Genomic DNA, 23,659 nt, shown 5'->3' with positions numbered 1-23,659 from the left:
CCTTTTTAGTTCCCATACTTATACTCTTATAGCATATGCGTATGTGCTCAGGACTTAGATGTATTTACCGGCTGCATCTCCTGTATAGCTTCTTTCAAGCTTTGTGAGCATTGCTCATAGAGCTGTTTTCTTTGTTGCTCACTGGAACCAGATGCGAGTTTTTGCAATTCCGTTGTGCATTGTTCCAGCAAAGTCAGCACGGCTTGATTCGAATCCTGCACCTTGCTAAGCTGTACATTATCACTATATTGGTCAATGTACAGTTCTCCTTGCGGGTCCACCTGCGCGAAAAACACATCTTTAACCGTTAGACTCTTTTCCTTTAGCTTGGCATCCAGCCATTGTTGAGTGATCCCCATATATGCCATTTGTTGCTCCATAAGTTGTCCATCCATAATGACTGCTGTTGGTTCCTTTTCCGGTAATTGCTGCATATTCAGATCCTTAAGTGTCACAGGCTGCTTGTCTTTGGTTAACAGCACATTGACTTCGCCACTGGTTTCCATAAGAGCAAATTCCACGTCAGCTACTTTGAATACATTCTTGCTTCGAAGCTGCTCCATGAGTTCATCCAGGGTGAGCCGTTCTTTTCTCAGATTATCCTCTAAAATTTTGCCGTCTTTGATCAGGATTGTTGTCCTTCCATCTGTTATATCTCTTATTTTCTTGCTTTTAATTTGCAAATATTCAATGCCAAGTGTTGTCAGTACCCATACTGACAAGGCTATGAGGCCTAGATACCAAGTGGATTCACGCTCCATAGGAATGGTAGCAGCCAGGTTACCTATCGTGATTCCTGTTATATATTCGAACAAGGAAAGCTGGGATACCTGACGTTTTCCAAGAATTTTGGTGATTAAAAATAATATAGCGACAGCCATTAATGTGCGTATAGCAACCTCGGCCCAATCCTGCATTTGCTCAACCTCATTTCATTTCGCCACAAGGGCGCTACTATTCCAAGGATATCCGCGTCAAGGCACATTTAAACTCCAATTCTCCTAAATTTAAATAACCGAGCTGCCAACAAACCGATTGATTACGATATAAAATTAAAATTTTCTATCGTTGAATTGTTAATGTCTATTACACAAGCGATTGACGGAAAAGGAACGGCAGGATACATTATAAATATAATTCTTATTTAATTCATCGGAATTATAAACATTGAGCTCGCGGAGGTATGTATATGTCGTCCAAACCTAAAGTTGTATTGTGGAGTAAAGCCGGCTGTCATTTTTGTGGAGAGATCAAATCGTACCTGGAATCCCAAAATCAGCCGTATGAAAATATCCAAGTGGACGGAAATGATGCGCTGCGTGACGTGCTGGAGACCAAATATGGTATTCGTTATGTCCCTGTTGTCGAAGTAGGCGGGGACAACAAATATGAAGCACTGCTCAACCCGGATCTGGAAGAGTTGGGTAAAGTGCTGGAAAGTTACAATCAAGTAGTATAGATAGGAAAAGGATCAGTTACTCCGCTGCCTATACAAAAGGATAACAATTATGTTCAAGAGAGGTGGAAGAGTTATGGCTAAGAATAGACAAATTAAATTTGGTGCGATTATTCACGGTGTTGGGGGAAGCATGACGACTTGGCGTCACCCTGAAGTACCTGCGGACGCGAGTGTTAACTTTGAATTTTATAAAACGCAGGCGCAAAAGGCAGAGGAAGGAAAGTTTGACCTCGTATTTATCGCAGATGGCCTGTTCATTAACGAAAAATCCATTCCCCACTTTCTGAACCGTTTTGAACCGATTACGATTTTGTCCGCTTTGGCTGGGGTGACGAAGCACATCGGACTGGTCGGCACACTGTCGACTTCCTATAGCGAACCGTTCACGGTAGCACGCCAGTTTTCTTCCATTGATCATATTAGTGGAGGTCGTGCAGGCTGGAATGTGGTGACTTCCCCGCTGGAAGGCTCTGCCCTTAACTTTAGTAAAGGCGAGCACCCGTCGCATCCGCAGCGCTACAAGATCGCCGAGGAATATTTACAGGTTACCAAAGGACTGTGGGACTCGTGGGAAGAGGATGCGTTCGTTCGTGATAAGGAAGCCGGCGTATTCTTTGATCCTGAAAAGCTGCATACATTGAACCATAAAGGTGAGTTTTTCTCTGTGCAGGGTCCGCTGAACATTGGACGATCCAAGCAGGGACAGCCGGTTATTTTCCAGGCAGGTTCCTCAGAGGATGGCAAAAACCTGGCCGCCAAGGAAGCGGATGCTGTATTTACAGGACATGAAACATTAGAGGAAGCGCAGCAGTTTTATCGTGATGTGAAAGAACGTGCGGTACGCTATGGTAGATCCGAAGAGGATATTGTCATCTTGCCGGGCATTTCGCCGATTATTGGCAGCACGACGGAGGAAGCGGAACGTAAGTATGAAGAGATCACTAATCTGGTGACGATTGAGGCTGCGTTAAAATATTTGGGACGTTTCTTCGATCATCATGATTTCTCACAATATCCGCTGGATGAGCCATTCCCTGAGCTTGATGGTATTGGCAGCAATGCGTTCCGCAGCGGTACAGATAAAATCAAACGAGTAGCCAAAGAACAAAACTTGACCTTACGCGAGGTTGCGTTGCGTTCAGCTACACCGAGAACCTCTTTTATCGGAACCGCTGAGCAGGTAGCGGATCGAGTGCAGGAGTGGTTTGAAAGAAAAGGAGCAGACGGGTTTATTATTGGTTCTGATGTGCCATCGGGTCTGCATGACTTCGTAAATCTGGTTGTGCCTATTTTGCAGGAACGCGGTATTTACCGTCAGGATTATGAATTTAGCACACTGCGTGAAAACCTGGGCGTGCCTATTCCTGAGAACCGCTATACAGCAGCCAGATCCAAAGTGAAGGTTGACGCATAACAGAAGGAGGAAAAAATATGTCCAAGGTTGTCATCCTATCAGGCAGTCCGTCTACACAATCTCGTTTATATGGCTTGATTAACTATACAACGGAGCAGTTGCAGCAGGCTGGAGCGGAGGTCACATTACTGAATGTGGTCGACTTGCCAGCGGAGGATCTAGTCACAGCTAACTTTAAGAGCCCCGACATCACAGCATCACTTGCGCTGATTGCAGCAGCGGATGCCGTCATTGTGGCTTCTCCAGTCTATAAGGCGTCCTATTCAGGACTATTGAAAACATTCCTAGATTTGGTTCCGCAGGAGGGACTAAGAGGGAAACCGGTCCTGCCTTTATTTATCGGAGGCACACTGGCTCACCTGCTGGTCATTGACTATGCATTGAAGCCGGTTATTAATGCATTGGGCGGAAGACATATTCTTGGCGGTGTGTATGCAGTGGATCAGTGGGTCGAACGTCTGCCAGATGGAGCGTACGGGTTGTCCGAAGAATTGGTTGCACGGTTGGGACGTTCTGTTAAAGAACTAAATGAGCTATTAAAATTATAGATATTTTCAATATGTCCATTGACAGGTCGTTCAGTGAGTTTTATGATACAAAAAAACCAAGTTAACATATTGGATAAGTGTCTATAAAAACTTACTGGGGGACTTGCGTATGAATATCGAGAATATGGAAGCCTTTGTATACGTGAATCATTATGGGAGCTTTAATAAGGCGGCAGAAGCCTTGTTCTTGTCCCAGCCTTCTGTCACAGCCCGGATTCAGACGCTAGAGCGCGAGCTAGGATGCAAGCTGTTCGACCGCCAAAGCAAGCAAACGGTTTTGACGGAGGATGGACGAAAGTTTCTTCCTTATGCGGAGCAGATGCTTCAGGTGCTGCAAAAAGGGAAGCAAAAGCTCCAACAGCGTAAGAAAGCCCCTCAGCAAATTCGAATTGGCTGCACGATATCGGTGTCGAACTACATTATTCCTGAAATATTAAAGCAGCTTCGTGCTCGTTATCCAGAGGTTAATTACAAAATTGTGACGGCTACGACGGATCAACTGCTACATAAACTGTTGAACCGTGAGGTAGACATTAGTTTTGTCCGTAAAGTGATGCATCCGGCTATCCGTACGCTTGCCTTTTATGAAGATCCGATTTCCCTGTATGTATACGACGGCCATCCGTTTATGAAGACAGGAAAGGCCAGCATACAGGATATTCAACGTGAAACACTCGTGTTTTTTGAATGCGGATCACTAGATTGGATGAGGATTCATCGCGCTTTTGAATCACTGGAGCAGCCACCGGACATTGCTTTTCAGGTAGACAATGTGGTCACGGCCAAAAAGCTGGTATTGGAAGAAGCGGGTATTGCATTCTTGCCGGATGTCTGTGTAAACCGTGAAGTGAAAGATCAGAAACTGTTCCGTATCCATGTTCCAGAGGTAGCTGGGGTGTCGATGCAGATTAGCATAATTGCGACCAAAGAAGACTGTGCAGTGACCTCGGATTTTGCAGATGCACTGACAGAGGGTTTCCGGGGTGCGGTTTTGTTATAGAAATGTTCTATAGCTTGGTAGATTGACGTATAGGTTTCCAGATGTTAAATTAATCACATCCTAAAACCGATTAAGCTTATAGGAATTATGAATTATTGGATGTTGTAGCTACCATGTATGTCGCAAACTGCTGATATACAAAGAGATGAGGGGGATTCATATGAAAAAGTGGTTTGCAATATTGTCAGTTATGGCAATCATCCTGGTGTTGGCAGGCTGCGGTTCCTCAGATAACGCGTCAAGCGCGTCAGGTTCAAATGGAGATGTGAAGAAAATTATCGTAGGCACAGGTACTCAATTCAAAAATGTATGCTTTATTGACGAAAACGGAAATTTAACAGGTTTTGATGTGGAGCTGATTAAGGAGCTGGACAAGCGCCTGCCTCAATACGAATTTGAATTTAAAACGATGGACTTTGGAAACTTGCTGCTAAGTCTCGATGCCGGAAAAATTGATCTGGTATCGCATCAAATGGAAAAAAACCCGGAGCGCGAAGCCAAGTATCTGTTCAACAAAAATCCGTATAGCATTTTTTTGAACAGAGTCGCTGTAGCGAAGGATAACAATACCATTCATTCAATTGATGATTTGAAAGGGAAAAAGGTACTCACCAGCCCAACCAGTAATGCGGCGTATGTGCTGAAAGAGTATAACAAAACCCACGCAGATGCCCTGAATATCGTTTATACGAGTGGTGCAGCCAATGATACGGTGCAACAAATTACGAGCGGCCGTATAGATGCTACCGTTACGACAGATTTTGCGAACCGTTTTAACACCGATGAAAAAGGAGAAGTAGCTCTGAAAACCGTTGGTGATCCTTTGACTCAATCGGATGTGCTGTATGTACTGAACAAAAATGAGCAAGGATTGGCGGATGACCTGGACAAAGCCATTCAGGAAGTGAAGGACGACGGTACGCTGTCGAAGCTGAGCATTAAATGGCTTGGAGAGGATTTCACTAAGTCTCTGGAAGATGTGAAAAAAGAAGGTAGCAGCAGTAAGAAGTAAGGATAGACTTGGACATTTCAGCGGTCAGGGTACTCAATGTATTCTGACCGTTGATGTATAGAAAGGAGGCAGGCATATGAGCAGAGAGTTCAATATTGACTATGTTTTTAGCTTTATCCCGAAAATGCTGTCTTACTTACACATCACCTTGTTTATTGTGGCAAGCTCGCTTGTATTGGGGCTTATCATTGGTCTGTTGGTTGCGCTGCCTCGCATGTATAACATTCCATTTCTCAAACGTATTTCTCAGGTGTATGTTTCCTTTTTTCGCGGAACACCTATTCTAATCCAATTGTTTCTGGTGTATTACGGCCTACCAGAGCTACTAAAGCTGGTGGATATCAATTCCTCCAGATGGGATGTGCTGTGGTTTGCCGTAGCAACCTACGCGCTCAATAGTGGAGCCTTTATTTCCGAAATTATCAGGTCAGGAGTAGAGGCTGTAGATCGGGGACAAATCGAGGCTGCACAGTCCGTCGGCATGTCAGGCTATCAGACTTTTACACGTATCATAATGCCGCAAGCGCTGGCTGTCGTGGTTCCTGTATTTTCCAATCTGGTGATTGGCAATCTGAAGGATACTTCACTGGCATTTACGATCGGAGCGATGGAGATGACAGGGAAGTCACAGACATTAGGCTCGGCTACCCAGCATTTTGTTGAAACCTATATCGCGTTATCCCTTATCTATCTGGTGATCAGTCTGATTTTACAAAAATTGTTCAAGCTGCTGGAAAATACGCTTCTCCGGCATGAGCATCGGGATGCAGTACAGAAAGAACCCGAAAAACGAAAAAGTTTTGTGGTGCGTTACCTGAGAAGTCCCCGTCTTAGTAAAGGAGGTAAAGGCATATGAGTCTGGATTTTGGATTTATATATACTGCCTTTTTAGGGTTGTTCTCCGCGCTGCCCAACACTTTAATTATTACGGTGGTTTCCGTACTGGCAGGGTTGGTCATCGGTATGATAACGGCACTGGCGCGAATCTATAAGGTTCCTGTGTTGTCGCAAATTTCTCACGGTTACGTTACCTTTATCCGTGGCACACCGATGCTGATGCATTTGCTGCTTATTTATTTCAGTTTGCCTTTGTTGATTGATGCGGGAGCGAAGCATTTCGGCTGGCCGCTGCATTCCAAAGATGTTCCTTATATGGTATTTGCACTTATTTCGTTTTCCATTACCAGTGGCGCGTATATGTCTGAGGTCGTCCGTTCTGGAATTCAATCGGTCAACAAGGGGCAGATCGAGGCGGCTTATGCCGTTGGTATGACGACGTGGCAAGTGCTGAGACGGATTGTATTTCCGCAGGCATTCGTGGTGAGTTTGCCAAATCTAACGAATTCCGTTATTGGGATGCTGCATGGCTCTACCTTGGCCTTCACGGTTTCGGTCACAGAAATCCAGGCACAGGCTGAAATTCTGGCATCTACCAACTGGAAATATTTAGAGGTGTATATCGCAGCTGCACTGCTATTTTGGGGCTTGACGGTATTGATTGAACGAATATCCGGCTTGGTGGAGAAAAAAATCAATGTGTTTAATGGAGGTCGAGCATCATGATCCGTCTGCAAAATATAACGAAGTCGTTCGGCAAACATGAAGTGCTCAAAGGCATTGATTTGACCGTGAACAAAGGCGAGGTCGTCGTTATTTTAGGCCCGAGCGGTTCAGGTAAAACGACTCTGCTGCGCTGCATTAATTATCTGGAAAAGCCGAATGATGGGGAAGTGAGCATTGGCGATTTTACAGTGAACTGCAAGCGACCGGCGAAGAAGGATGTTTTGGCTCTACGTCAAAAGACGGCCATGGTTTTTCAGCAATACAATTTGTTCAAGCATAAAACAGCCCTGGAAAATGTCATGGAGGGACTTGTCGTTGTCCGCAAGGTCAAGCAGGAGGAAGCGAAAAAAATCAGCATTGAAGTGCTGGAAAAGGTCGGACTGGGTGAAAAGCTGAATCATTATCCAAGCCAGCTATCTGGCGGGCAGCAGCAGCGTGTCGGCATAGCGCGTGCTTTGGCGCTGAACCCGGAAGTGATTTTGTTCGATGAGCCGACTTCGGCGCTGGACCCTGAGTTGGTGGGTGAGGTGCTGTCGGTGATCCGCAAGATTGCGAAGGAAGGCATTACAATGATTGTCGTTACACATGAAATGGGCTTTGCGCGTGATGTTTCAAATCATGTGGTATTTATGGATGGCGGTCATATTATCGAGGAAGGCACACCGGACGACATTTTTAACCACCCCAAAGAGGAACGTACCAAACAATTTCTGAAACGGATTACACCGGAATATAACTATTCAATTTAGACGGGAGAGGGAGACATGGGTATTAAAATCGGAGTATTGGATCAAAGCCCTATACACGAGGGAGAAACAGCAGCGCAGGCCCTTCGTAATACGATTAAGCTAGCACAGCGTGTAGAGGAATTGGGGTTTACGCGCTTCTGGGTATCAGAGCATCACGATTCCGAGCAGGTTGCGGGCTCTTCGCCAGAGGTACTCATTTCCCATTTGCTGGCACGCACTGAGCGTATTAAAGTCGGATCTGGTGGAGTGATGCTTCAGCATTACAGCCCTTATAAAGTAGCTGAAAACTTTAATGTGCTGTCCTCTCTTGCACCGGGTCGCGTAGATTTGGGCATTGGACGCGCGCCGGGCGGGTTGCCGAAATCCACACAGGCGTTACAACGCAATGTGCATGATGCGCCTTCTCTCGAAGAAAAAATTGATGAAGTAAGTCGCTATATTCATAATATTCCGTCTGAAGAAGGACCGTTAGCCGGGTTGCAGGCGAATCCGATTCCAGAAACACCAGCGGATATTTACGTATTGGGTACAAGTACAGACAGTGCTGGAATTGCTGCGCGTTTAGGGTTGCCCTATGTTTTCTCGCAATTTATCAATAGTAGTGAGCAGGTTGCATTGGATTCATTCCGTACGTATCGGGAGTCTTTCGATTATAGTTATGGACGTGAGCCGAAAGCTCTTTTTGCGCTTTCAGTCATCGTAGCGGACACTTACGAGGAAGCTGCGGAGTTAGCAGGTGAGCACAAGCTGTACAAAATTCAACTGGCCAGTGGCAAGACGGCTACGGTGGGCACGCTGGAAAGTGCAGAACAGTTCGGCAAGCAATCGGGTGAAGAATATACAATTGAAGCTACACAAGCGCAAATTAACAAAGGGAATAAAGACGAAATCTATGCTGTGCTGACGGAAATTCAAGCGAAGTATCAGGCCGATGAGCTGATTGTTACGACAGGAATAAGGGATATACACAAGCGCGTGCGCTCGTTCGAGTTGTTGCATGAAGCTTTTGCCGGATTGCCTGTGCAGTCCTAGCTGTTGTTGGTCTGAGAGAATTGTAACTATTTTGGGTTCGCAAAGGAGGTATAGGGATGAGTGGATCAGCCGGAACGAAGGAGCAGGTCTTGGAGCAGAAGCTGGTGGACATTCGCCGCCATCTGCATCGAAATCCCGAGCTATCTAACGAGGAGGTTGAAACTACCGCCTTTATCCGCCATCTGCTGGAAGAACAGAACATAACGATTCTGGATGTGCCGCTACGTACCGGATTAGTAGCAGAAATCGGCGGACAGCAGGAGGGACCAATTGTCGCGCTTCGTGCAGACATTGATGCGTTGCCCATTCAGGAGGAGACGGGATTGTCTTATGCTTCAGTGCATCCCGGCAAGATGCATGCCTGTGGGCATGATTTTCATACCGCGTCCTTGTTAGGAGCAGCCATACTCCTGAAGCAGCGGGAGCAGGAGCTGAAAGGCACGATTCGGCTGGTGTTCCAGCCAGCCGAGGAAAAGGCCAAAGGCGCTGCCCAAGTGCTGGATAGCGGTGCGTTGGCAGGGGTGCAGGCCATATTTGGCCTGCATAACAAGCCGGACCTGCCCGTAGGCACGGTCGGCATCAAAGAAGGTCCGCTAATGGCAGCAGCGGATGGTTTTTACATCGAGGTGGAGGGTCTGAGCACACATGCGGCAGTGCCGCATGCAGGGATTGACCCCATCGTGGTATCGTCACATATCATTACCGCGCTGCAATCCATTGTGAGTCGGAGCGTTAATCCGTTGGATAGCGCGGTCATTAGCGTCACGAAGCTGCACAGTGGCAACGCCTGGAACATCATTCCTGACCGCGCCCATTTAGACGGAACAATTCGCACATTTGACGAAAATGTTCGCGCCCAGGTGACTGAGCGCTTCGAACAGGTCGTAAAAGGCGTTGCCGATGCTTTCGGCACGAAAGCAACCATCCGCTGGATCGAGGGTCCGCCACCTGTGCTGAATGACGGTAAGTTGGCTGCCATCGCGGAGGAGGTGGCGGAAGCGGCCGGTCTGGATGTAGTTCGTCCCACACCATCCTCGGCGAGCGAGGATTTTGGGTTTTATCAGAAGAACATCCCAGGTGTATTTGTCTTTGTCGGCACTGCGGGAAGCCAGGAATGGCATCATCCTGCCTTTGATCTGGACGAACGTGCGTTGCCGGGAACAGCGAAGCTGCTGGCCTCACTGGCAGATTCGGCTCTGAAATCCATAGAGTAGGAGTTCGAGCCTAGTCTATGGATACTTATCCCCTCCTTGTAGAGGGGATATTTTTGTTTGACGCTATATCATTCCAATGATAGCATAAAATTGTAATTTTATTCAAAATCGAGAGTGGGTGTACTAATAGAGTAGGCGTTTGTCCTTTTAGATGTCTTGTAAAAATAAAAGGTATGGAGGTTAAAGAAATGCCGAAGAAAAAGGAATGATCATGGCTTCTTTTTCATTGATAGTGGCTGCTTCTTTACTGGTTGGCGGGGCTAACATTGGTTCAGCAGCCTCAGATTTGGAGAGCACTTCTGATATAGAGTCGACAAATATTAATTTGGCTGCTGCTGATATACCTGCTAAATTTAAGCCATCGGTAGAATGGGTTTGGAAGAATAGAATGGTCAAAGAAGGCTCCACCAACCGTAAAAATTTGATTTTTGATCAAATCTATGCGGGAAAAGGAACGCTAAATTATTTACACGGATACTATTACGGATGACTTAAGTAAAACAGACCCGAATATTCCTGCTAAACTTCCGGTTGCTCCTAACGCACTATCGAGATTTGAACATTTTATGGACCCTAACTATTTTTACCCGGGTGGACTGGACAAACGGTTTGATATGTACTTATGGGGAACGTCCAATTTTCAAGGCGGAGCCGGCGGTGATTGGGGGCAACGTATGCCTGATGATTATATCCTGAACACCTTGAATTCGGATGAAATCCAGATTACAGAGCACGAGATGGGGCATGGATTCGGCTTGCCTGACTTCTATGAAGAACATGAGCGTCCACCCGGTGGTTTTCCTGTGCCAACGATTATGTGGGCCGGAAATTCTCCCAAAATAACAGAGTGGGATACCTGGATGTTGCGTTATACCTGGACCCAGGTCAAGAAGGATACCTCCCGTTTTCCTACCCGCTAAAAAATGCTAGAGTAGTGCGAAAAAGCTTATAAATAGAGCCGTTTGTTCCAAAATCAAATTCTGTGGTGGAATTGATTTAGTGAATAAACGGTTATTTCATTTTATAAAATACCAGTTTTTTGCATGCAAAGATCAAGTATATGTTCCAAGATACGATTAAAATGACTAATTTAAATCATTAAGGAAAATATTGACGATGCAATAATCCAGTGATAATATGATTTGTGATTATTTACAAAAAACGACAAGGAGATTTGATAGTGTACTCTTGATCTCCTAGATTTGTTCGTAAATGCGAAAAGAGAGGTGATAGAGATCATCGTTTCTGAAAAACTTCTGCAATAATACAAATAGATATGGAGGTACATACATGTTGAACAGAAAAGGAATGATGATGGCTTCTTTTTCAGTAGTCATTGCTAGCTCACTACTGATGGGAAACGCTAGTTTTGTATCAGCGGATTCTCATCTAAACGGGGATTCTGTGGTTGCGGCAACGGGTGATTCAACGTTAGCTGATATGCCAGCTTATCTCAAATCATCGGTGGAATGGGTTTGGAAGAATAGAATGTTGACCGAAGGCTCGACGGCTCGTAAAAATACGATTTTTGATCAAATTTTTGCGGGAAAAGGGACTCTTAATTATGTTATACGCTGGCAATCCTCTAAGCCCGTTACACTGAAGCAACGTCAAGATATGACTAAAATGATAGATCGGCAGATGAACCATTGGACAGATCATCTTCAAGGATATGACGGCTGGCCCTATAAGAATATTAAAGTAAAAGTGGTAGGTTGGGCTGTTGCTGATCCTTCACTGCTCCTAGACAAGCAGCCTGACGAGGTCATTTATACGGATACCATTACAGATACACTGGCTTCTGAAAAACCGGAAATTCCTGCTGCGCTTCCAGTTGCGCCTAATGAAATATCCCGGTTTGAGCATTTTTCGGACCCGAACTATTCGTATCCGGGTGGATTGGATAAACGCTTTGATATGTATCTCTGGGCCACAGAAAATTTTGGCGGGGGAGCCGGCGGCGACTGGGGACAGCGTATGAATGATGAATACGTTCTGAGTACGGTGAATTCGGATGAGATTGAGATTACTGAACATGAAATTGGGCATGGATTTGGATTAAACGACTTTTATGAAGAACATGAGCGTCCACCAGGTGGATTTCCAACGAACACGATTATGTGGGCCGGCAATTCCGATCATATCACCGACTGGGATGTTTGGATGCTGCGGTATACCTGGAGTCAAATCAAAAAGGATACGGCTCGTTTCCCAATCACGACTAAAGACGACGATGGCCCAATTGAAACAGATCCTGATGAAATCGTGAACATTGCATCTGCGGCAACGGCTAGCAGCTCTTATACTTCATCTTGGGAAAATGTAAGCGCGCTAAACGATGGATTTGAACCTGCTAATTCTAATGATCGAAGTCATGCCGTGTATGGTAACTGGCCTGAGACGGGTACACAATGGGTCCAATATGATTTTGATCAGGAATATACGGTATCCCAAACGGATGTTTATTGGTTTAAAGATGGCGGTGGCATTGATGTTCCTAAGTCTTACAAGATTAAGTATTGGAATGGTCGCAGCTGGTCTAATGTCAAGCAGGCTAATGGATTGGATACTTCAGTAGACCAGTATAATACGACTACTTTTACGCCTGTAAAAACAACGAAATTAAGAATTGAAATGGTGTCCAAAGGTTCAGCCTCCACAGGAATATTAGAGTGGAAAGTAGCAGCTAACAAACTTTAAACATCATATTATTTGTCCAATGGTTGTCTCCTGCGATATTTTTGTGGGAGATAATCTTTTTTAATTCATAGCTGAACAGTTAGAGTCTGATGAGATCAGGCTTTTTTTTTCGTCTTGATTATGACACTTGTTTCCTTCATATTTGTATCTGTGTTTTGCTAAATTCTCGTATGAATGGATCACTAAGAATGAACGGGTGTACGATAGTATGTATAATGGACATCAGACATGAAAGAAAAGAGGACAGAAAGCGATGAGTCACGACGTGAATGCTCCTTACGATGTACATGTAGCATATGGACCGGTGTTTGAACTGCTCAGCAGCTTACACACCTTTATTTGCCGCAAGGCTTACAAGAAGACCGATTTATCAGCCGAGTGGGCGGAGCAAGTGCGTGGAACGCTGTCTCCAGGTTTGTCCGAATTGCTGGAGTCTATGGAAATCAATGCAGATTGGAAGGTCATTTATGGACTCGCCTGTATGCTTTCTGACCACGGGAACGTTGAAGAGGTCGTAGACCATCTGGAGAACCGGACTGTACAGGAATTAAACGAACAGGCATCAGCCTATGGGATACCGCTGCCTGATGACATGGAGAAGCTTCGCAAACTTGCATTGCAGCTGCTATCCGGTTGGGATAAAGAGTATTTTCGTCATGTGGATACAAGGATTCTAAGCGGGCTGAAACAGGAAGCGGAACGCAGAAACCGGGAGAAGGGCGCATATAGCTCTATGGAGTGGGTGGATCGTACAACTAATGGCTTCCGATTCGAGCCTTCCGAAGGGTTGACGCAGGTGTTGCTGGTACCGCAATACCATTTTCAGCCGATTAATATCATTTATCGATTTGGATCGCTCCTGCTGTGTCATTATTCGGCAGGTATTTATGTGCAGGAGGACGATTTTTTATCCCCACAGGAATATCGAATGATTCGAAGTTTGGGGGAGAAGAGCAGGCTCAAGATTTTAAAATATTTGTATCAAAGTCAGTCTCCACGAACCTTTATTGAGATTGTCCGTCATCTCAAGCTGTCCAAGGGAATCACGCACGACCATATTTTTAAGCTTCGTGCCTCTGGCTTCATCCATGCACATTTTGATGGTGAAACATTGCTCGGCTATAGCGCACGGCTTTCGGCTGTGGATGAAATGCATCGGAGCATTACTGGCTATATGGAGCGAAATTAGGCTGCACGCACCCGTTAGACTTTAACACTTTAAACAAATAGACGCCGACCATTTGGAATCCAAATGAGTGGACGTCTATTTTTTTTACATAAAAATGGAGTTCTCTCTTTACAGAACCGGAATAGATTCCTATAATGAGATTTATCTTATTAATTACAACTTGTTCGATCGGAATTTAATAAATTAACTTGGGGGGATTATTTTGAAAAAGGGAATTATTCTACTCAGCAGCCTACTTCTGGCAAGTTCTACCTTATTAGCAGCTTGCTCGAGTGGTGGATCAGATAGCGCTAGCGATGCTACTTCGCAAAATAGTGATGCCGCACAGACAACCTCTACAGCGCAGCCATTAACAAGTCTGGTACAAGCTTCTGATTTAACCAAATTGCCGGAAGTGTCCAAAAAGAGAAGCGACACGATTATTGTTGGCCTGACTGATCCAGCCGGGGTGTTCACTCCGTATTTTAACCAAAGCGGCTATGACGGCAACGTGATTTCCCAGTTGTGGACTCCGCTGGTCACGGTAGACGAGAAGGGGCTTCCGCTGCCCAATCTGGCTAAGAGCTGGGATATTTCCAAGGATAATCTAACGTACACGTTTCATCTGATTCCTGGTACAAAATTCAGTGATGGCTCTCCTTTGACAGCAGAGGATGTCGCTTTTACCTGGACGTTGATCTATGACAAGGCTTATCCTGGTGACAGCCAAATCCGAAAGCTGAACATTAAAGGCGGCAAAGACTATACGGAAGGCAAGGCAAAACAAATTGCAGGAATCAAGGTAATTGATGCGCAGACCATTTCTGCGACGTTGGAAAAACCAAACGCGCTGGCTCTGCCGATTCTGGGTGAGTATGTACTGTCCAAAGCCTACTACGGCAAGGATTATAAGTTTGGACAACTGGATTATTTTAAAAATTTACATAGTAGCCCCCTGGGAAATGGGGCTTATAAGTTGGAAAAATTCTTTCCAGGGCAAGAAGTTCGTCTGGAGGCGAATGATCACTTTTTCAAAGGCAAACCGAAAACACAGCATTTCATTTACAAAACAGCAGAAGGCGACGCTTGGCAATTCATAGAAACAGGCGATACCGATTTTGCTCAATTCACCGCAACTCAGGAAAATATCGACAAACTGAAAGGGCTTGGCTTTTTAAACATTTTGCCGTATACCCCTAGCACTTATGGATATTTGCAAGTAAATCTTGAAAATGAAAAGCTTAAGGATAAAAAGGTTCGTCAAGCATTGACCTATGGACTGGATCGGAAAAGCATTTATGTCGATGCAGCTCAGGGAGCAGGGGCGGTCGCAAACATTCCAGCTTCCCCAATATTCTGGTCTTACACTACCGATGGAATCAATCCATACAACTACGACCCGGAGCAAGCGAAAAAGCTGCTGGATGAAGCGGGTTGGGTAGAAGGTAGTGATGGTATCCGTGAGAAAAATGGACAGAAGCTGACCATTCACCTGCTGACCTCTAAACGTCCAGAAACAGACACCTTTATTGCGCTTGCGGCTGAAAATTACAAAGCGATTGGCGTTGACCTACAGCCGGAAATCTTTGCAGACTTTAATGCAATGGTCGCCAAAGTAGAAGGTAAAGATTATGATCTTGCCGCCTTCTCAACAGGCATGCTGACAGATCCATCAGATGGAATCGAGCAATTCGTCAATGGAGAAGTCAAGGGATATAACAATCCAAAGGTAAAAGAGCTATATGAAAAAGGCTTGTCTACGACGAATATGGAAGAACGCAAGAAAATATATCAAGAATTATATGTGCTGCTAAACGATGAACTGCCCGTAATTTTTACCAACTATAAGAAGACGGTGTATGCCTACAATGGTCGGATGGAACATGTAAAGGTCAGTCCGTTCATTGGCTTGTCTGGTAATTTGTTCGAATGGTCCCTTAAATAAGCCACATTTGCGGGCCCCTTGTGAAGAACATCAGGTTCGGATCAAGGGGCCTCCCAAATGGGGGAAACTTCATGAGTAGCCTGACCTTGAATTGAAAGGAGTCTGTCATGAGCTCGTTTTTAACGAAAAGACTGACGTATATGGTTATTATTTTGTTGGCCGCTTCGATGATGATTTTTTTCCTGTATGCCATGACACCGGGAGATTTCATTAGCGGAAATCTGAAGCTGTCGCCAGAGAGAAAGGCGGAGCTGAGGGAAATTTACGGCCTCAATAAGCCTATTCTTGAGCGCTACGGAAATTGGCTAGGCAATGCGCTGCATGGAAATTTTGGTTACTCGCTTGCTCAGCAGAAGCCCGTGCTGACCTTATTTAATGAGTATATCTGGAACTCGTTTTTGCTGGCCGTTGTATCGACCTTCCTGACCTGGCTGATTGCGGTCATTGTTGGTGTGGTTGCTGCCTACAAGCAGTATTCATGGTTTGATACGTTGGTGATGGTGGTCATTTTCGCTGCCATGTCTGTGCCCTCATTTTTTATCGGGTTGTATCTGATTAAAATCGCAGCGGTTGACCTGAAGTGGCTGCCACCCGGTGGCATGCTCAATACGGGCAGTAACGCTACAGGTATGGAGTATGTGAAGGAGGTTCTCCAGCATATGACCTTGCCAGTGATCGTTATGACGCTGCTGGGACTGGGGTCGTTGACCCGCTACTTCCGTAGCAATATGATCGACGTAATCCAGCAGGATTATATACGCACAGCCCGTGCAAAAGGCTTAAAGGAAAGAAAGGTACTTTTTACGCACGCATTGAGAAATGCATTACTGCCTGCCATTACGCTCGTTGGCTTCGAATTACCTGCGCTGTTTGGCGGGTCCCTGATTATTGAAAAGATTTTTAATTGGCCGGGGATCGGTCAGTTGTACATGCAATCCTTTTCGCTCCGGGATTATCCGCTACTTATGGGCTTTACGATGCTAATTGCCATATTGAGCGTGATCGGGACACTGTTGTCCGATATTTTGTATCGCATCGCGGACCCGCGTGTGAAAGTGTAAGAAGGGGGCTAAGGAATGTCATCCGTGAGCAGTAATTTGAGCAAGAGCAACGGCAGACTGCGAACAACTGTTAAATCTTCAATGTGGCAGCAAGCGCTCCGGCAGCTGTTCAGAAACAAGCTTGCTATGGCTGGTCTGCTCGTCGTGGTATTTATGTTTTTGCTCTGTTTTATAGGTCCGTTATTTTCTCCTTATTCCGATAATAAAACAAATATATTAATGATGAACAAGGCGCCCAATATCCAGCACTGGTTAGGAACAGACAAGCTGGGACGGGATGTGCTGACACGTGTGATGCAGGCAGGTCAAATTTCTCTTACCGTGGGTTTGGCTTCGATGGTATTGTCTGTCTTTTTGGGGGCTACGCTGGGGGTCATATCCGCATATTTTCGCGGGATTGCGGATCAGATTATTATGCGCGTTGCTGATTTGCTGCTGACAATTCCCAGTTTGCCCCTGCTATTTATTATGGGCGCGCTGCTATCTGACTGGAAGGTTCCACCCGATCAACGGATGTATATTGTTATGTTGATGCTTAGTCTGGTCAACTGGCCGGGGATTGCACGGATGGTGAGGGGCCAGATGCTTAGTTTGCGGGAACGTGAATTTATGCAAGCCGCGACGGTACTGGGACTCTCGAATCGTCGAAAGCTGTTCAAGCATCTGCTGCCGAATATTTTGCCGTTATTGATCGTTATCGCTACATTGAATATTGGCGGAGCTATCTTGAGTGAATCTGTACTTAGCTTCTTTGGCCTTGGCGTGCTGCCCACGACACCGACTTGGGGCAATATGATTGATGCCGCTAACAATGTGCTGGATTTTCAGCAACGACCGTGGTTGTGGATACCGCCAGGACTGTCTATTTTTGCTACAGTCATCGCTATTAATATTTTTGGTGACGGGCTGCGGGATGTACTTGACCCGAAACATAAGAGGTAGGTGATCATACACCATGGACAATTTACTTTCCATTGAACATTTAAGCACTCATTTTTATACAGAAGAAGGAACGGTTAAAGCGGTGGATGATATCAGCTTCCGTGTGAAGCCGGGGGAAACGGTATGCATTGTCGGTGAATCGGGCTGTGGCAAAAGTATTACCGCGATGTCGATCATGGGTCTGATCCAGAGTCCCGGTGGTAAAGTGGCAGGCGGAAGCATCCGTTTTGAGGAAACCGATCTGCTAGAGCTTAGTAGAAATGAAATGCGCACGATTCGCGGGCATGAAATCTCCATGATCTTTCAGGAGCCGATGTCTTCATTGAATCCTGTCATGACCATTGGCGAACAGCTATCCGAACCACTGATTGAGCATTTGAAAATGGGTCGTAAGCAAGCTCGTAAGCGAGCACTGGAGCTGATCGAACAGGTCGGTATATCCCGACCGGAGCAGATTTTAAAAAGCTATCCGCATGAGCTGAGCGGAGGGATGCTGCAGCGAATTATGATTGCGATTGCTGTTTCTTGCGGTCCCAAGCTGCTTATCGCGGATGAGCCAACCACGGCGCTGGATGTAACGATTCAGGCGCAAATTCTGGATATGCTGCGTGAATTTAAAGCCCAATCCAATATGTCGCTCATGCTAATCACCCATGATCTGGGTGTTGTCGCCGAAATGGCTGATTACGTCATTGTGATGTATGCAGGCAAGATCGTCGAGGAAGGCGAAGTGGTACAGCTGTTCAATCATCCCAAACATCCTTATACACAGGGGTTACTAAAATCCAAACCGGTGCTTAATCAGCGCCAAGAGGAACTGTATTCCATTCCCGGGCAGGTCCCTAATCCGCTGGAGCTGACGACTTCCTGTTATTTTCACGACCGCTGTGGGCATTGCATGGACATTTGTCGTGTAAAGGAGCCTACACTAAAAGAAGTTTCAGCTCAGCAGAAAGCATCCTGCTGGTTATATGAGGAGGCGGTTGTTCATGGCTGAGCCGTTGTTGGAAATAGAACGCTTAAAAACGTACTTTCCGGTGAAGTCCGGGTTTATGAACCGTACTTCAGGACATGTGCGGGCGGTAGACGATATCAGCTTTACGATCCGTCAGGGCGAAACGTTCGGATTGGTAGGGGAATCGGGGAGCGGTAAAAGCACAGTGGGCCGTACGATTGTTAGATTGACGGATAAAACGGACGGTACCGTAAAATACAAAGGGGTGGATCTGCACAGCTTGTCTGCCAAAGGGATGCAGGAACTTCGTCCCAAAATTCAGCTGATCTTTCAAGACCCGTATAGCTCGCTGAATCCGCGTGTACGGATTGGTGATGCCATTGGTGAGGCGCTACTGGATCACGGTATAGCAACGAAGGAGGAGGTCCGGCAGATTGTGCTGGACGTGCTCAAGCTATGTGGATTGTCGGAGTATCATATCGACCGTTTTCCCCATGAATTCTCGGGAGGTCAACGCCAACGGATCGGCATTGCCCGAGCGCTGGCGCTTCAGCCGGATCTAATTATCGCTGATGAGCCGGTATCAGCGCTGGATGTGTCCATACAGGCGCAGATTATTAATCTATTCGCCAAATTGCAGGCCGAACGGGGTCTGACATATTTGTTCATCTCGCATGATTTGAGCGTGGTGGAACATTTGTGTTCCCGTATTGGCGTGATGTATCTAGGCTCCATGGTCGAGACGGCTTCGCGTGACGAGCTATTCGGAAATCCGTTGCATCCGTATACGAAGGCATTGCTGTCGGCTGTACCTATTCCGGTACCGAAGCTGAAAAGAGAACGAATTTTGCTCAAAGGGGATATTCCAAGTCCGGTTAATCCGCCTTCGGGCTGCAAATTCCATACTCGCTGCCCCTTTGCCATCGACCGTTGCTCCAAAGAGATTCCACTCTATCGTGAGGCTCGTCCAGATCACTGGGTCGCTTGCCATTTAGCTGAATGAACAGAGCTAGTCAACAAATTTAAAGCCGTTGAAACGGCAGACCGATCACAAGAGTGAAAGGGGTCTACTGTTTCAACGGCTTTTTAATGTTGTGATTCAAACCGCTTGGGTTGACAACACACCTGGAGCAGCGGTATATTAAATATTAATCGTAATTATTACTATTAATGGTGTGGAATCATGTTCATATCCGTGTTCATCAATCTCGCGGTAGTGAGGGTGAACCTTCATGATTGGCATATATCACAAGGAGGAGCTTTACATGGCCAAGAAGTCAAAAGTCGTAAAAGAGAAGAAACGGCAGGAAATTGTAGCTAAATATGCGGATCTAAGACGTGAATTGAAAGCAAAAGGGGACTACCAAGCTTTGCAAAAGCTTCCGCGTGACTCATCTCCAACCCGCCTGAAAAGCCGTTGCGAGCTGACAGGCAGACCCAGAGGATACTTGCGCAAATTCAAGCTGTCTCGTATCGCGTTCCGCGAGCTGGCACATAAAGGCCAAATACCAGGCATTACGAAATCAAGCTGGTAAACAGGCTTATGTCGATCGTCAGCGCATGGAGATTATCTGTGTTGTTAACCTGAGGGTATGTCTGATAGAAGGTCTTAACGGGAATGCTTCATGTCGTAGGGGACATGGGGCATTCCTTTTCCATGGAAAATATTATCGTTTGTATTGATTCTCCTCAACTGGTTAGGTAGAATATGGACGGGTTAAAAATAATACATAACAAACGATCAGATTATGTATACCTCAGGAGGAGCTACAAGATGGAAGTGAAACAGAAAGAGGACTCCTTTTGGAGTATGGTCAAAAAAGGAAACAAATCCTCGGGCTCGGCGGCGTTAGGTAATACCGGCATTGCCTTGATTAAGGGGATTGCTTTTGCCTTGACAGGCAGTGGTTCTATGTTTGCTACGATGATGCATTCCATTGCGGATGCAGTGAATCAAATGTTTGTATTCGCGGGCAGTGTACTGGCAGAGAAAAAACCGACAAAACGCTTTCCTACCGGCTTTGGACGAGTAATTAACCTGTTCTGTATGGTTGCCGTTATTGTCGTAACGATTATGGCCTATGAAACCGCATTGGAAGGCATTCATTTGCTGCAGCATCCGGCTGAATCTACACATGGATTCTGGATTAATGTAGTAGTGCTGATTTTGTCACTAGTGGTGGACGGATTTGTATGGAGCAAAGCGATGAAAGAAGTGCTGCATGAATCCAGAGTAGAAGCGAAGGGGCTAAGCATTTTCACCACTGCGTTCCGCCATGTGGGGCGTGCTGCACCGCCAACCCGTCTGGTATTTTATGAAGATTTGGTAGCAACAACGGGTGGAGTACTCGCCCTGCTAGCAGTGGTGGTCACATCGCTGACAGATTTTAAACTGCTGGACGGAATTTCGAGTATTCTCATCGGTTGTTTGATGGTCGGTGTTGCTTTCCGGGTCGGTTACGACAACATGGTAGGTTTGATCGGTGTATCTGCTCCTCCTGATATTGAAGAACGTGTGGCTTCCATTATTCTAGCAGATACACATGTAACGGATATTTATCAAATGCGCATTTTGCAGGAGGGACGCTACTATCACGTGGAAGGGTTGATTGAGCTAACACCAGGCATGACGCTGGCAGATGCTGACGATATTAAATTTAGAGTCGAGGACGCTTTGCTACGTGATCCTAATATCTCAGATGCAGCATTGGGTATTCTGGAGGATGATGGGATTAGAAAGTGGAAACAAGAGAAACCCACAGTTTAGAAAACATGATCAAAGCGAATCTGGACAGAGATTGGCAATAGTGTAAAACAAGAACTTCCATGACCACGGCAACGGGGCAGGGAGGTTCTTTTATTTTTTCTCAATTGTTTTACTACCCCTTTGAATTTAGGATGATTGTTAGATACAATGAAAGCGTTAACAAAAAAGAGGGTGAAACGAATGCTTCTCATGGGGAGGAAAGGCAAATGAGTCTTCTGAGGGAGGCTTGGCCTGCTTCGCGGCTCGTTAAGGCGATGGCTGGCGGTATGCAGGATTCAGCAAGACAACGGTTAAGGAGTAATTGGACAAAAAGGCTGCGGACAACTGTCTCTGAGCCGATATACGCAGAGCTTTGGATGGATATTGAGCGTGTCTGTAAAGATAATCGGGAAACATCATGGCCTGAACTGCCGTTGTCTCTATTTCGGGAATTTGTTAATACAGGAGAGCGCAAGCCGTATGAGGATGTGTACTTCGAACGGCGTGGACGACTGGTTGCTATAGTGCTGGAAGCGGTTGTCAAGCCGGAGCCTCGAAAGATGAAAGCGGTGGAAAGCGGTCTGCTGGACATATGCAGCGAGTACACATGGGCGCTTCCAGCACATGTCAATGAAGAGGACACAGTAACACCGCCTTGGCAGCAGGTAGATTTATTCGCGTCCGAAACAGCACAAATGCTGGTTGAAATTTTATTGCTGCTAGGAGAACAACTGGCTAGCCATGTGGTTGCTCAGGTGCACGAAGAGATCGAACGTCGTGTACTCGAACCCGTTTTTTGGCAGCCTCGTCATTTTGGATGGGAAACCGCAGATCATAACTGGTCGGCAGTATGTGCTTCGGGTTGCGGAATTGCAGCACTGCTGCTGGTAGAAGACGACTTTTCGAGAGCGGCAGCCATCGAGAGTATGCTGGGCGCGCTGGATTGTTTTTTGGCAGGCTACAGTGAGGACGGGGGATGCCCCGAAGGCGTAGGATACTGGGTGTACGGCTTTGGTTTTTTCGTTTATTTTGCTGATATGCTGCGTGAATTTACCGAGGAAGCTGTGGATATTCTGAACTCGGAAAAGGTTAGGCAAATTGCAGCCTTTGCAGAGCGGGTTCATCTGTCGGATGGCATTTTTGCTAATTATTCGGACAGTAGTGAAACGGAACGATTGCCTTCCGGACTCATCTCTCATTTGAATTCATTGCAAGAACGACCATCTACACTCCCTTTCCGTGTACCTGGTCTGTTGGAAGACCCCTGTCGCCGCTGGGCTCATGTATTGCGTAATCTGGTCTGGACGAATCCTTTGGCATTTGGGAGCGGTGAGACCGTTGCCAATTATTTGCCGCAACTTGGTTGGCTGATGTGCCGCAGCCGCAGTTCCAGCCATAGTGGACTTGGATACCAAAAGGGTGAATCAGGTGTCATGCTTGCATTTTCAGCGAAGGCTGGGCATAACAATGAACCGCACAATCATAACGATCTTGGACACTTTATCCTTCATGGTGGTGGCGAAAATCTATTGTGTGATCTGGGAGCAGGCTTATACACGAAAGCCTATTTTTCACCGGGAAGAGAGTCGATTATCAATATCTCCTCCGGAGGTCACTCCGTGCCTGTCATCAATGGGACTATGCAGCAATCGGGCGCAAAGGCAAAGGCGGTTGTACTGGATATTGCTTTGGATGAGCAGGAGGAGGTACAGCCAGGCACAAGACTTAAGCTTGATTTGACATCTGCTTATCCCGTAGAAGAATTGGCAGTCTTCACCCGCTCCTTCACATGGACTGTACTGGAGGGAAGCAAGGGAGCAAGGCTTACCGTCACAGATCATTTTGAGTTTGAAACGTCTGGCGTGAGCATGAAGTCATGGGATGTGGAGGAGCTTTTCATCAGCCGTATTCAGCCTAATCTGGGAGCAGGCTTCGCGGAATGGAAGGGAACGAACGCAGTGGTCAGGCTGGATTATGATGACAGCGTGCTGCAGGCGGGGGTGGAGGCTGTGAAGCACATAGATCATGACGGAGTTCCCTTTGTGTTTTATAAAACATCGCTGCAGCTGAGCTCCAATCACTGGAACGGTTCTGCAAGCGTAGATTGCAATCTGTTTTTTACCATACATTAATTTTCATTTTGAATGGGAG

Annotated in this window: 23 protein-coding genes; 22 read left to right on the top strand and 1 reads right to left on the bottom strand. The window is 46.1% G+C overall.

Going from position 1 to position 23,659, the window contains the following annotated elements:
* Nucleotides 1-47 precede the first annotated feature (47 nt).
* On the bottom strand, nt 48-917 hold the full coding sequence (locus tag AC5ELV_RS00515; protein WP_493428737.1) for a DUF421 domain-containing protein: 870 nt from the start codon (nt 915-917) through the stop codon (nt 48-50).
* Between the two features lie 272 nt (nt 918-1,189).
* On the opposite strand from AC5ELV_RS00515, the gene AC5ELV_RS00510 reads away from it, so the two are divergent.
* The 22 genes from AC5ELV_RS00510 (at nt 1,190) to AC5ELV_RS00405 (ending at nt 23,640) form a co-directional block, all read left to right on the top strand.
* Nucleotides 1,190-1,459 carry a glutaredoxin family protein gene (locus AC5ELV_RS00510; protein WP_493428736.1) on the top strand — a complete coding sequence of 90 codons (270 nt, stop codon included), beginning with the start codon at nt 1,190-1,192 and terminating at the stop codon, nt 1,457-1,459.
* A 73-nt stretch (nt 1,460-1,532) separates the two neighbouring features.
* Nucleotides 1,533-2,873, top strand: a complete 1,341-nt coding sequence (locus AC5ELV_RS00505; RefSeq protein ID WP_013310067.1) for an LLM class flavin-dependent oxidoreductase — start codon at nt 1,533-1,535, stop codon at nt 2,871-2,873.
* 17 nt (nt 2,874-2,890) lie between these two features.
* Nucleotides 2,891-3,421, top strand: coding sequence for an NADPH-dependent FMN reductase (gene ssuE, locus AC5ELV_RS00500; RefSeq protein ID WP_493428735.1), 531 nt, complete (start codon nt 2,891-2,893; stop codon nt 3,419-3,421).
* A gap of 109 nt (nt 3,422-3,530) precedes the next feature.
* Nucleotides 3,531-4,421 carry a LysR family transcriptional regulator gene (locus AC5ELV_RS00495; RefSeq protein WP_493428734.1) on the top strand — a complete coding sequence of 297 codons (891 nt, stop codon included), beginning with the start codon at nt 3,531-3,533 and terminating at the stop codon, nt 4,419-4,421.
* Between the two features lie 160 nt (nt 4,422-4,581).
* A complete protein-coding gene (locus tag AC5ELV_RS00490; protein WP_493428733.1) occupies nt 4,582-5,433 on the top strand; it encodes a transporter substrate-binding domain-containing protein in 852 nt (283 codons plus the stop codon).
* Nucleotides 5,434-5,509: 76 nt separating this feature from the next.
* Nucleotides 5,510-6,289, top strand: a complete 780-nt coding sequence (locus tag AC5ELV_RS00485) for an amino acid ABC transporter permease (protein WP_493428732.1) — start codon at nt 5,510-5,512, stop codon at nt 6,287-6,289.
* A complete protein-coding gene (locus AC5ELV_RS00480; protein ID WP_493428731.1) occupies nt 6,286-6,996 on the top strand; it encodes an amino acid ABC transporter permease in 711 nt (236 codons plus the stop codon). The genes AC5ELV_RS00485 and AC5ELV_RS00480 overlap by 4 nt, the downstream gene beginning before the upstream one ends.
* The gene (locus AC5ELV_RS00475; protein WP_025722945.1) at nt 6,993-7,745 is read left to right on the top strand and encodes an amino acid ABC transporter ATP-binding protein; all 753 of its coding nucleotides are present in this window, start codon (nt 6,993-6,995) and stop codon (nt 7,743-7,745) included. The genes AC5ELV_RS00480 and AC5ELV_RS00475 overlap by 4 nt, the downstream gene beginning before the upstream one ends.
* Before the next feature lie 15 nt (nt 7,746-7,760).
* Nucleotides 7,761-8,777, top strand: coding sequence for an LLM class flavin-dependent oxidoreductase (locus AC5ELV_RS00470; RefSeq protein ID WP_493428730.1), 1,017 nt, complete (start codon nt 7,761-7,763; stop codon nt 8,775-8,777).
* A 56-nt stretch (nt 8,778-8,833) separates the two neighbouring features.
* Nucleotides 8,834-9,991 carry an amidohydrolase gene (locus tag AC5ELV_RS00465; RefSeq protein WP_493428729.1) on the top strand — a complete coding sequence of 386 codons (1,158 nt, stop codon included), beginning with the start codon at nt 8,834-8,836 and terminating at the stop codon, nt 9,989-9,991.
* Between the two features lie 211 nt (nt 9,992-10,202).
* Complete coding sequence (locus AC5ELV_RS00460) at nt 10,203-10,481, top strand: hypothetical protein (protein WP_493428728.1); 279 nt, start codon at nt 10,203-10,205, stop codon at nt 10,479-10,481.
* Nucleotides 10,482-10,557: 76 nt separating this feature from the next.
* Entirely contained in the window at nt 10,558-10,911 is a 354-nt protein-coding gene (locus AC5ELV_RS00455) for a hypothetical protein (RefSeq protein WP_493428727.1), read from the top strand.
* Nucleotides 10,912-11,281: 370 nt separating this feature from the next.
* On the top strand, nt 11,282-12,691 hold the full coding sequence (locus AC5ELV_RS00450) for a discoidin domain-containing protein (protein ID WP_493428726.1): 1,410 nt from the start codon (nt 11,282-11,284) through the stop codon (nt 12,689-12,691).
* Nucleotides 12,692-12,944: 253 nt separating this feature from the next.
* The gene (locus tag AC5ELV_RS00445; RefSeq protein ID WP_493428725.1) at nt 12,945-13,880 is read left to right on the top strand and encodes an ArsR family transcriptional regulator; all 936 of its coding nucleotides are present in this window, start codon (nt 12,945-12,947) and stop codon (nt 13,878-13,880) included.
* Nucleotides 13,881-14,082: 202 nt separating this feature from the next.
* Entirely contained in the window at nt 14,083-15,804 is a 1,722-nt protein-coding gene (locus tag AC5ELV_RS00440) for an ABC transporter substrate-binding protein (protein ID WP_493428724.1), read from the top strand.
* 107 nt (nt 15,805-15,911) lie between these two features.
* On the top strand, nt 15,912-16,865 hold the full coding sequence (locus AC5ELV_RS00435; RefSeq protein ID WP_307350198.1) for an ABC transporter permease: 954 nt from the start codon (nt 15,912-15,914) through the stop codon (nt 16,863-16,865).
* A 15-nt stretch (nt 16,866-16,880) separates the two neighbouring features.
* Nucleotides 16,881-17,807, top strand: coding sequence for an oligopeptide ABC transporter permease (gene opp4C, locus AC5ELV_RS00430; protein WP_493428723.1), 927 nt, complete (start codon nt 16,881-16,883; stop codon nt 17,805-17,807).
* Nucleotides 17,808-17,820: 13 nt separating this feature from the next.
* Nucleotides 17,821-18,804, top strand: coding sequence for an ABC transporter ATP-binding protein (locus AC5ELV_RS00425; RefSeq protein WP_493428722.1), 984 nt, complete (start codon nt 17,821-17,823; stop codon nt 18,802-18,804).
* Nucleotides 18,797-19,765, top strand: coding sequence for an ABC transporter ATP-binding protein (locus AC5ELV_RS00420; protein WP_493428721.1), 969 nt, complete (start codon nt 18,797-18,799; stop codon nt 19,763-19,765). Before AC5ELV_RS00425 ends, AC5ELV_RS00420 begins: the two co-directional genes overlap by 8 nt.
* Nucleotides 19,766-20,027: 262 nt before the next feature.
* Nucleotides 20,028-20,297, top strand: coding sequence for a 30S ribosomal protein S14 (gene rpsN, locus AC5ELV_RS00415; RefSeq protein WP_493428720.1), 270 nt, complete (start codon nt 20,028-20,030; stop codon nt 20,295-20,297).
* Between the two features lie 239 nt (nt 20,298-20,536).
* Nucleotides 20,537-21,529 (top strand): cation diffusion facilitator family transporter, encoded by a 993-nt coding sequence (locus AC5ELV_RS00410; RefSeq protein ID WP_025724173.1) that lies wholly within the window; start codon nt 20,537-20,539, stop codon nt 21,527-21,529.
* 206 nt (nt 21,530-21,735) lie between these two features.
* Complete coding sequence (locus AC5ELV_RS00405) at nt 21,736-23,640, top strand: heparinase II/III domain-containing protein (protein ID WP_493428719.1); 1,905 nt, start codon at nt 21,736-21,738, stop codon at nt 23,638-23,640.
* Nucleotides 23,641-23,659 lie beyond the last annotated feature (19 nt).

The organism is Paenibacillus sp. NMA1017 (genome assembly GCF_058895805.1).
Note: the sequence above shows the minus strand (reverse complement) of the source record. Positions and strands in the feature narration are given on the sequence as shown.

Excerpts from the sequence above, each read along its gene's own strand:
- AC5ELV_RS00455 (WP_493428727.1), top strand. The coding sequence starts at position 10,558 with ATGGACCCTAACTATTTTTACCCGGGTGGACTGGACAAACGGTTTGAT.
- AC5ELV_RS00485 (WP_493428732.1), top strand. The coding sequence starts at position 5,510 with ATGAGCAGAGAGTTCAATATTGACTATGTTTTTAGCTTTATCCCGAAA.
- AC5ELV_RS00470 (WP_493428730.1), top strand. The coding sequence starts at position 7,761 with ATGGGTATTAAAATCGGAGTATTGGATCAAAGCCCTATACACGAGGGA.
- AC5ELV_RS00515 (WP_493428737.1), bottom strand. The coding sequence starts at position 917 with ATGCAGGATTGGGCCGAGGTTGCTATACGCACATTAATGGCTGTCGCT.
- ssuE (WP_493428735.1), top strand. The coding sequence starts at position 2,891 with ATGTCCAAGGTTGTCATCCTATCAGGCAGTCCGTCTACACAATCTCGT.
- AC5ELV_RS00510 (WP_493428736.1), top strand. The coding sequence starts at position 1,190 with ATGTCGTCCAAACCTAAAGTTGTATTGTGGAGTAAAGCCGGCTGTCAT.
- AC5ELV_RS00435 (WP_307350198.1), top strand. The coding sequence starts at position 15,912 with ATGAGCTCGTTTTTAACGAAAAGACTGACGTATATGGTTATTATTTTG.
- AC5ELV_RS00505 (WP_013310067.1), top strand. The coding sequence starts at position 1,533 with ATGGCTAAGAATAGACAAATTAAATTTGGTGCGATTATTCACGGTGTT.
- AC5ELV_RS00405 (WP_493428719.1), top strand. The coding sequence starts at position 21,736 with ATGAGTCTTCTGAGGGAGGCTTGGCCTGCTTCGCGGCTCGTTAAGGCG.
- AC5ELV_RS00425 (WP_493428722.1), top strand. The coding sequence starts at position 17,821 with ATGGACAATTTACTTTCCATTGAACATTTAAGCACTCATTTTTATACA.
- AC5ELV_RS00480 (WP_493428731.1), top strand. The coding sequence starts at position 6,286 with ATGAGTCTGGATTTTGGATTTATATATACTGCCTTTTTAGGGTTGTTC.
- AC5ELV_RS00410 (WP_025724173.1), top strand. The coding sequence starts at position 20,537 with ATGGAAGTGAAACAGAAAGAGGACTCCTTTTGGAGTATGGTCAAAAAA.
- rpsN (WP_493428720.1), top strand. The coding sequence starts at position 20,028 with ATGGCCAAGAAGTCAAAAGTCGTAAAAGAGAAGAAACGGCAGGAAATT.
- AC5ELV_RS00445 (WP_493428725.1), top strand. The coding sequence starts at position 12,945 with ATGAGTCACGACGTGAATGCTCCTTACGATGTACATGTAGCATATGGA.
- AC5ELV_RS00420 (WP_493428721.1), top strand. The coding sequence starts at position 18,797 with ATGGCTGAGCCGTTGTTGGAAATAGAACGCTTAAAAACGTACTTTCCG.
- AC5ELV_RS00450 (WP_493428726.1), top strand. The coding sequence starts at position 11,282 with ATGTTGAACAGAAAAGGAATGATGATGGCTTCTTTTTCAGTAGTCATT.
- AC5ELV_RS00460 (WP_493428728.1), top strand. The coding sequence starts at position 10,203 with ATGGCTTCTTTTTCATTGATAGTGGCTGCTTCTTTACTGGTTGGCGGG.
- AC5ELV_RS00465 (WP_493428729.1), top strand. The coding sequence starts at position 8,834 with ATGAGTGGATCAGCCGGAACGAAGGAGCAGGTCTTGGAGCAGAAGCTG.
- AC5ELV_RS00490 (WP_493428733.1), top strand. The coding sequence starts at position 4,582 with ATGAAAAAGTGGTTTGCAATATTGTCAGTTATGGCAATCATCCTGGTG.
- AC5ELV_RS00495 (WP_493428734.1), top strand. The coding sequence starts at position 3,531 with ATGAATATCGAGAATATGGAAGCCTTTGTATACGTGAATCATTATGGG.
- AC5ELV_RS00475 (WP_025722945.1), top strand. The coding sequence starts at position 6,993 with ATGATCCGTCTGCAAAATATAACGAAGTCGTTCGGCAAACATGAAGTG.
- opp4C (WP_493428723.1), top strand. The coding sequence starts at position 16,881 with ATGTCATCCGTGAGCAGTAATTTGAGCAAGAGCAACGGCAGACTGCGA.